The organism is Dokdonella sp., from assembly GCF_036518555.1.
Taxonomy (GTDB): Bacteria; Pseudomonadota; Gammaproteobacteria; order Xanthomonadales; family Rhodanobacteraceae; genus Dokdonella_A.
Map to the genome: position 1 here is coordinate 1 of NZ_DATDMY010000305.1, position 7,809 is coordinate 7,809.

At 70.7% G+C, this 7,809-nt stretch carries 5 protein-coding genes; 2 read left to right on the forward strand and 3 right to left on the reverse strand.

All coding sequences use genetic code 11. The features are described 5' to 3' along the window. Positions 1 to 261, forward strand: a 261-nt coding sequence (locus VI238_RS16345; protein ID WP_331653263.1) for an ECF-type sigma factor, incomplete at its 5' end; no start/stop codon positions are given. A gap of 46 nt (positions 262 to 307) precedes the next feature. Here VI238_RS16345 and VI238_RS16350 read toward each other — a convergent pair. From VI238_RS16350 to VI238_RS16360, 3 genes are all read right to left on the reverse strand, one after another. After that, entirely contained in the window at positions 308 to 3,229 is a 2,922-nt protein-coding gene (locus VI238_RS16350; RefSeq protein ID WP_331653265.1) for a serine/threonine-protein kinase, read from the reverse strand. A gap of 154 nt (positions 3,230 to 3,383) precedes the next feature. After that, entirely contained in the window at positions 3,384 to 4,322 is a 939-nt protein-coding gene (locus VI238_RS16355) for a glutaminase (RefSeq protein WP_331653267.1), read from the reverse strand. Positions 4,323 to 4,500: 178 nt separating this feature from the next. After that, positions 4,501 to 5,646, reverse strand: a complete 1,146-nt coding sequence (locus VI238_RS16360) for a glycoside hydrolase family 18 protein (protein WP_331653269.1) — start codon at positions 5,644 to 5,646, stop codon at positions 4,501 to 4,503. Positions 5,647 to 5,887: 241 nt separating this feature from the next. On the opposite strand from VI238_RS16360, the gene aceE reads away from it, so the two are divergent. Next, a partial coding sequence (gene aceE, locus VI238_RS16365) for a pyruvate dehydrogenase (acetyl-transferring), homodimeric type (RefSeq protein ID WP_331653271.1) occupies positions 5,888 to 7,809 on the forward strand: 1,922 nt, incomplete at its 3' end.

A 7,809-nucleotide genomic window follows, 5' to 3' on the forward strand; every position in this document is an offset into this window, starting at 1 on the left:
AAGCGCGGCGAGGGCCGTGGCACGGTCGACATCGAGTCGGTCGACATCCTTGCCGAGAGCGACGAGCGCGTCGTCGCGCTCGACGAAGCGCTCGGCGTGCTCGAACGGATGTCGCCGCGGCTCGCGCGTGTGGTCGAGTGCCGGTATTTCGCCGGTTATTCGGACAAGGAGACCGCGCTCGCGCTCGGCATCGGCGAGCGCACCGTGCAGCGCGACTGGATGATGGCGAAGGCGCTGCTGTACGAAGCGCTCGGCGCCTGAACGCCCGCGTCGCGCGTCGCATCCGCACGATCGACCGACGCGGGGCTCAACCGTTCGCGAGGCGTTCGCGCAGCCGTCGCAGCGGAGCCGTGTAGCGCGCCGACAACGCGGCGTGCAGGGCCTCGATCGCGGCGGCCTGCTCGACGCGCCGCGCTGCCTCGTCGCGGTTGCCGCGCGCGAGTTCGCATTCGCCGAGTGCGAGCTGCGCCTCGGCGATCTTCGGGCTCTTCGGCAGGTAAAGGTCCGACCGCGTGGCGAGCGCACGTTCGAGGATCGGCCGTGCGCTCGTCGCATCGCCGCCCTGCAGGCGGGCGCGGCCCTCGACGAGATCGGCGTCGGCGACGAGCGAACGCAGGTACGGCGCGAGTGCGCCGGCACTCGCGTGGCCGCGCGCGTCGCTCGCGAGGCGGATCGCTTCGTCCGCGCGGCCGGCCCGGAGCGCGAGTTCGGCCCGCAGCAGGTCGCGCTGCACGTTCGCGACCATGAGGGACGCCGGGTTCGTGCCGGTGGCGGCGAACGCGTCGAGCAGTGATCGGGCGGATTCCAGGTCGTCCTGGTCGAGCGCGAGGCGGATGCGCAGCAGCGCGCTCCTGCCGTTCGGCGGCTGCTGCAACCGCTTCCGCTCGGCCGCCGCCGCGTCGAGCCGTTGCACGGCTTGCGCGACCCGCCCCGATTCGATCGACACCTCCGCCGCGCGATCGAGCGCGGCGCCGACGTTGCCGACCCGCGGGCCGAGCGCGCGCGCCCGCGCGAGGCTCGTGTCCATGTCGCTCGCGGCGAGGTCCAGCTCGCCGGCGCGCAGCTCCGCGTAGATGCACGACTGCATCGCGACGAGGCCGTTCACGGCGTCGGACGCGCCCAGCACGCGTTCGATCGCGAGCTTGGTCTGCGACGCGTTCTGCAGCGCTTCCTTGTAGCGGTCCGATTCGGCCAGGATCAGCGCGAGCATCGAACGGGCGCGGATCGCATCGGCATGATCCTCGCCGTTGACGGCGATCGAATACTCCAGCGCCCGGCGTGCGGACGCCTCGGCAAGGCCGTACTGCAGTAGATCCCTCTGCGCGGACGCGAGCAGGTAGTAATACGGCGGCAGGTTCGCGTTCGGCACGCCTTCGGTGGCGCGCGACATCGCGACCGCGCGCTCCAGCGATTCGGCTGCTTCCGACGAGCGCTGCAGGCGGTATTCGTTCATGCCTTTCGCGTACAGCGCCTCGGCGAAATCGGCGGACGGCGCGAGGGCATCGAGGATGCGCACCGCACGCGAGGCTTCGTCGTGGGCGCGAGCGAGATCGGAGCGGTGCACGAACGCCGAGTTCACGAGGAGCCGCGCGCGCTGCGCGGAGGTCGCGTCGCCGCGTCGGTCGAGGATCGCGCCGACGTCCTGCAGCACCGGTTCGGCGTCCTCGAACGCGGCCGCGGCGAACATCGAAGTGGCGAGCTCCAGCAGGTCGTCGACGTGATCGCGCGAGTCGTGGCCGTAGAGCGTTTCGCTGAGCGATGCCGCCCGTTCACGGAAGCGCCGGGTTTCCGCGTGCAGCGCGAGATCCTCGTACAGGCTGCCGAACGTGCGCAGCAGCGCCAGCCTCGCCTGCGGCGCGTCGGCGAGCTCGTTGCCGATTCGTTCGGCGCCGATGTCGAGCAGCTCGCGCGCAGTGGTCTGGCGCGCCTTGACCGGGTCCTTCTGCCGGCTCGAGTTGGTCTTGAAGAGGTCGACCATGAAACCCTGCACGGCTTCGGCGCGCTTCGCGGCCGCACGCGCCTGCCCGCCCTGCCACGCGACCACCACCGTCGCCGAGAGCAGCGCGGCGAACAGCGCGCCCGCACTCGCGAGCGGCAGCCAGTTGCGGCGCAGGAAGCGGCGCGCGACGTACGCGCGCGCGCCGGAGCGCGCGAGCACCGGCCGCAGCTCGCGATGGCGGCGGATGTCGTCGGCGAGCGCGCGCGCGTCGGGATAGCGCTGTTCCGTCTCGCGGCGCAGCGCCTTCGCGACGATCGCATCGAGGTCGCCGCGCAAGGCCCGCTTCGACGCGGACGATCCGGCGTCGGCGACGCGACTCGGCGGCGGCAGCGGCTTGTCGATCAGCCGCCTGACGGCCATGGCCATCGGTGCTTCGTCGTCGGGCCAGGGCCGTCGCCCGGTCAGCAATTCGAACAGGATCACGCCGAGCGCGTACACATCGGTGGCCGTGCTGATCGCGCCGCTGGTGAGCTGCTCGGGCGCCGCGTAGGACGGCGACAGGTAGAGCGTGCGCGTGCGTTCCGGTCCGTCCTGCGCGTCGAGCAGCTTGGCGATGCCGAAGTCGAGCAGGATCGCCCGACCCTCCGCGGTGACGAGGATGTTCGACGGCTTGAGGTCGCGGTGCACGACCAGGTGCATGTGCGCGTACGCGACCGCGTCGCAGATCTGCAGGAACAGGTCCAGGCGCTCGCCGAGCGTCAGCGCGTTCGCCTGCGCATGGGCGATCAGGTGCTCGCCCTCGACGTATTCCATGACCATGTACGCGGTGCCGTGCGCGTCGACGCCGCCGTCGTAGAGCCGCGCGATGTGCGGGTGCGCGAGGGTCGCGAGGATGCCGCGCTCGGTGGCGAAGCGCTGGGCGAGCGAACCGTGCGCGCGGGGAATCAGCTTCACCGCGGCCTGCTGGCCGAAACCGCCTTCGCTGCGCTCGGCGAGCCAGACCTCGGCCATGCCGCCGCGACCGAGGGGGCGCAGCAGCCGGTACGCGCCGACCGACTCGCCCGCCGCGTACGCACTTTCGCTCAGATCCGCCGTGCCGGTCTCGATCGCGCCACGATCGAGGAATCCCGTCGCGCATTCCGCCAGGTGCAGGAGGCGATCGATGCGCGCGCGCAGCGCGGGGCGCCCGGCGCAGGCACGATCGAGGAACACGACGCGTCGGCTCGCCGGTTCCGCGAGCGCGCGCTCCAGCAGTTCGTGGACTTCTTGTGCCTGTGGAGCGGTCGCCATCGTGCACTCCTGCTCGACACATGCAGCATAGCGCGCGCCCGGCGCGATCGCAGGCGATGGCGATGCGCGGACGCGGATGCCAGGAACCACGCCGGATCGTGCGCAAGCCCGCCATGCGCCGCGCACCGGCGCCGGCCGTGCGCGCGGATGCGCGTCAGTCGCGCGACGGTTCGCCGGCGAAGATCGATGCACCGATCGCCGCGGCGAACCGCTCGATCGCGGCCGCGGCCGCAATCGAATTGCCGTTGGCGTCGAGTCCGGGCGCCCATGCGCACACACACAGGCGGCCCGGCACGAGCGCGACGATGCCACCGCCGACGCCGGTCTTGATCGGCAGGCCGATGCGCCAGGCGAGATCGCCCGACGCGTCGTAAGCGCCGCAGGTGAGCATGAGCGCGCCGATGCGCCGAGCGGCGAGCGCGTCGACCACGCGCGCGCCGCGCGGCTGCACTCCGTCCGCGGCGAGGAACAGGCTCGCGCGCGCGAGCTCGCTGCACGACATCGCGACCGCGCATTGCGCGCAGTAGGCGTCGAGCACCGCGCCGACGTCGCCGTGCAGGTTGCCGAAGCTGCGCATGAAGTGCGCGATCGCCGCGTTGCGGTCGCTGTGCGCGCGTTCGGAACGCGCGACTTCCGCGTCGATCGATACGGTCGTGTCGCCGAGCAGGCGGTGGATCAACTCGAGCACCGCGCGTTCGGGCTGCAGGTAACGCCGGCACAACACGTCGGTGACGACGAGCGCGCCGGCGTTGACGAACGGATTGCGCGGCACGCCGCGCTCGCGCTCGAGCTGCACGAGCGAGTTGAACGGCGTCCCCGACGGCTCGCGTCCGACGCGCTGCCACAGCGCGTCGCCTTCGCGCTGCAGCGCGAGCGCGAGCGCATACATCTTCGACAGACTCTGGATCGAGAAGCGTCGCTCGCTGTCGCCCGCGCCGTACACCTCGCCGCCGACGGTCGCGACCGCGATGCCGAACTGCCTGCGCGGCACGCGCGCGAGGGCCGGGATGTACGACGCGACGTCGCCCTGGTCGAGCAAGGGGCGCACGTCGTCGGCGATCGCCTGCAGCAGGCGGGGGATGTCTCGGGTCATGGCGGAGGGTGTCGGGAAGGCGCGGCCGGCACGCCGATCCGCGGCGGCGACGCGCGTGACCGCCGCGCCAGTATGCCCGCGTCGCCCGGCGACGGCCATGCGACCGTCGACGCCGCGGGTTGCGATCACGAGGTCGACGCGGTGCCCTTGCCGTCGCCGATCCGTCGCGCGCGCCTGCCTACTGCAGGTAGCTCGCGCGCAAGGCCTCGAGCAGCGGATCGCGCTGTCCGGCCGGCGCGGACGGCAGGTAGCCCTGGCTGATCGTCCAGATGATGATGCCGCCGATGCCCTGCGCCTTCGCCCAGGCGCCCTTGTCGGCGAGCGACTGCGGATCTTCGTAGCTGAGGAAGTTGCAGCCCTGCGCGCCGAGCCCGGCGGCGGACGACAGGTACGGCACGTGTGCCTGCGCGTCCCACTGGCGCGCTCCGGCGGCGTAGTAGCCGCTCATGATGTTCGTGTACGAGAACGTGTTGTCGCTGCCGACGATCGAGCCCGGCGGCTGTCGCGGTGCGGTCACGCCGTGCCAGCACACGCCGTAGAAGCCGCTGCCGACGCCGAGCTTCGCGGCCGGCACGCCGGAGGCGAGGTAGTAGGCGACGCTGCCCGAGATCGACGACGGCGTCGTGCCCGATTCGCCGTGCAAGGCGGAGCTGTGCCAGCTCTGCCAGCCGTCGGCCGGCCATTCCATGTCGTAGCTCATGATGTTCACGCGGTCGAACAGCGCCGCCGCTTCGCCCCACCACGGATCGGGCGTGGCGAAATTCGTGTTGATCCAGCCGACCGGGACGGTGAACAGCGTTCCGGGGCGCGTGCGGCCGCGCACCGCCTGCACGAGGGCGACGAAGTCGTCGCGGTCGGACGCGTCGAGCGGTTCCCAGTCGAAGTCGAACCCGTCGACGTCCCAGGCCATCTGCAGCTCGGCGAGATTGATCGCGAACAGGTCGCGGTGGGCGGCCGACGCGGCGGCGCCGCGCCAGCCGTCGATCTCGCCGGCGCCGCCGAGCATGATGATCGCCTTGCGCCCGGCCGCGTGCGCCGCCGCGATCGCCGAGGTCGCCCATTGCGGGCCCTGGGTCTCGTCGATGTCGAAGTCGTAGGTGAGGTTGCCGTCGGCGAGCGGACGCATGCGCCCGATCATGAGGTGGGTGACGGCGGCGAAATCGATCTCGGCGACCGGGTACAGGTCGCGCTGGTAGCCGACGTAGTAGCCCTGGATCCAGCGGCCCGGTTCGAAACCGTCGGCGAACACGGTGTCGACCGCGCCGATGGCGCGCGTGCTCGCGACGAGCGCGGCGAAGCACAGGGCGAGCGTGGCATGGCGCATGGAATTCCCCCGGTAGGACGAGCCGCCGTTATACGCGATCGGCAGACGCCGCCGCGTGCGCCTCGTCGCAACGGACGCTCGTCGCGGCCCACGGCCGGCACGATGCGCGGGGTGCGTGGCGTCGCGCCACCGGTTTCCCGGCAGCGCCGCAGCATGCGTCCACGCGGCAGGCCGACTAAACTAGCGGTCCACCTGCGATCGACCCTCGCGGCGCGTGGCGTCGCCCCTGCCTGAGACTTCCATGAACCAGCTCAACGACATCCTCGACCAGGACCTCGATCCGCGCGAAACGCGCGAGTGGACCGAGGCGCTGCACGGCGTGATCAAGGCGGACGGCACCGACCGCGCGCACTACCTGCTCGAGCGCATGGTCGAGGAAACGCGCCGCGCCGGTGGCCACCTGCCGTTCGCGCCGACGACCGAGTACGTCAACACGATCCCGCCCGAGCGCGAAGCGCGCATGTCCGGCGACCCGAACATGGAATGGCGCATCCGCTGCCTGATCCGCTGGAACGCGATGGCGATGGTCGTGCGCGCGAACCGCAAGCCGGGCGAACTCGGCGGCCACATCGCGAGCTTCGCGTCGAGCGCGACCCTTTACGACGTCGGCTTCAATCACTTCTGGCGCGCACCGGGCGCGGAGCACCCGGGCGACCTCGTCTTCCACCAGGGCCATTCGAGCCCCGGCATCTACGCGCGCTCGTTCCTCGAGGGACGCATCGGCGAAGACCAGCTCGACCTGTTCCGCATGGAGGTCGAAGGGCGCGGCCGCGGTCTGTCCTCGTATCCGCACCCGTGGCTGATGCCCGAATACTGGCAGGTGCCGACCGTCTCGATGGGCCTCGGGCCGCTGCAGGCGATCTACCAGGCGCACTTCATGAAAGACCTCGAGCATCGCGGCCTGATCGCACCGAGCGACCGCAAGGTCTGGTGCTTCATCGGCGACGGCGAGTCGGACGAGCCGGAGACGCTCGGCGCGATCTCGCTCGCCGGCCGCGAGAAGCTCGACAACCTCATCTTCGTCGTCAACTGCAACCTGCAGCGCCTCGACGGCCCGGTGCGCGGCAACGGCAAGATCATCCAGGAACTCGAAGGCGTGTTCCGCGGTGCCGGCTGGAACGTCATCAAGACGATCTGGGGCAGCTACTGGGATCCGCTGCTCGCGCGCGACACCTCGGGCAAGCTGCGCCAGCTCATGATGGAAACCGTCGACGGCGAGTACCAGAACTGCAAGGCGTTCGGCGGCAAGTACACGCGCGAACACTTCTTCGGCAAGTACCCGGAGACCGCCGCGCTCGTCGCGAACCTGTCCGACGACGACATCTGGCGCCTCAACCGCGGCGGCCACGATCCGCACAAGGTGTACGCCGCGTACCACGAAGCGGTCGGCACGAAGGACATGCCGAGCGTGATCCTCGCCAAGACCGTCAAGGGATACGGCATGGGCGCGGCCGGCGAATCGCAGAACCCGACCCACCAGCAGAAGAAGCTCGACGACGACTCGGTGCGCCATTTCCGCGACCGCTTCCAGATCCCGATCCCCGACGACAAGCTCAAGGACGTCCCGTACTACCACCCGGGCAAGGATTCGCCCGAAGTGCAGTACATGCTCGAGCGGCGCAAGGCGCTCGGCGGCTTCCTGCCGCAGCGGCGCACGAAGAGTTCGTCGATCGCGGTGCCGGATCTCGGCGCGTTCGAGCAGATCACCAAGGGCACCGGCGAGCGCGAGATCTCGACGACGATGGCGTTCGTGCGCGGCATGAACCTCCTGCTGCGCGACAAGGCGCTCGCGCCGCACGTCGTGCCGATCGTCGCCGACGAGGCGCGCACGTTCGGCATGGAAGGCATGTTCCGCCAGATCGGCATCTACGCGCCGTTCGGGCAGAAGTACAAGCCGGTCGATTCGGACCAGCTCATGTACTACCGCGAGGACCAGAAAGGCCAGGTGCTGCAGGAAGGCATCAGCGAGCCCGGCGCGATGAGCGCGTGGATCGCGGCGGGCACGAGCTATTCGATCAGCGACGTGCCGATGCTGCCGTTCTACATCTACTACTCGATGTTCGGCTTCCAGCGCATCGGCGACCTCGCCTGGGCCGCCGGCGACATGCGCACGCGCGGCTTCCTCGTCGGCGGCACCGCGGGTCGCACCACGCTCAACGGCGA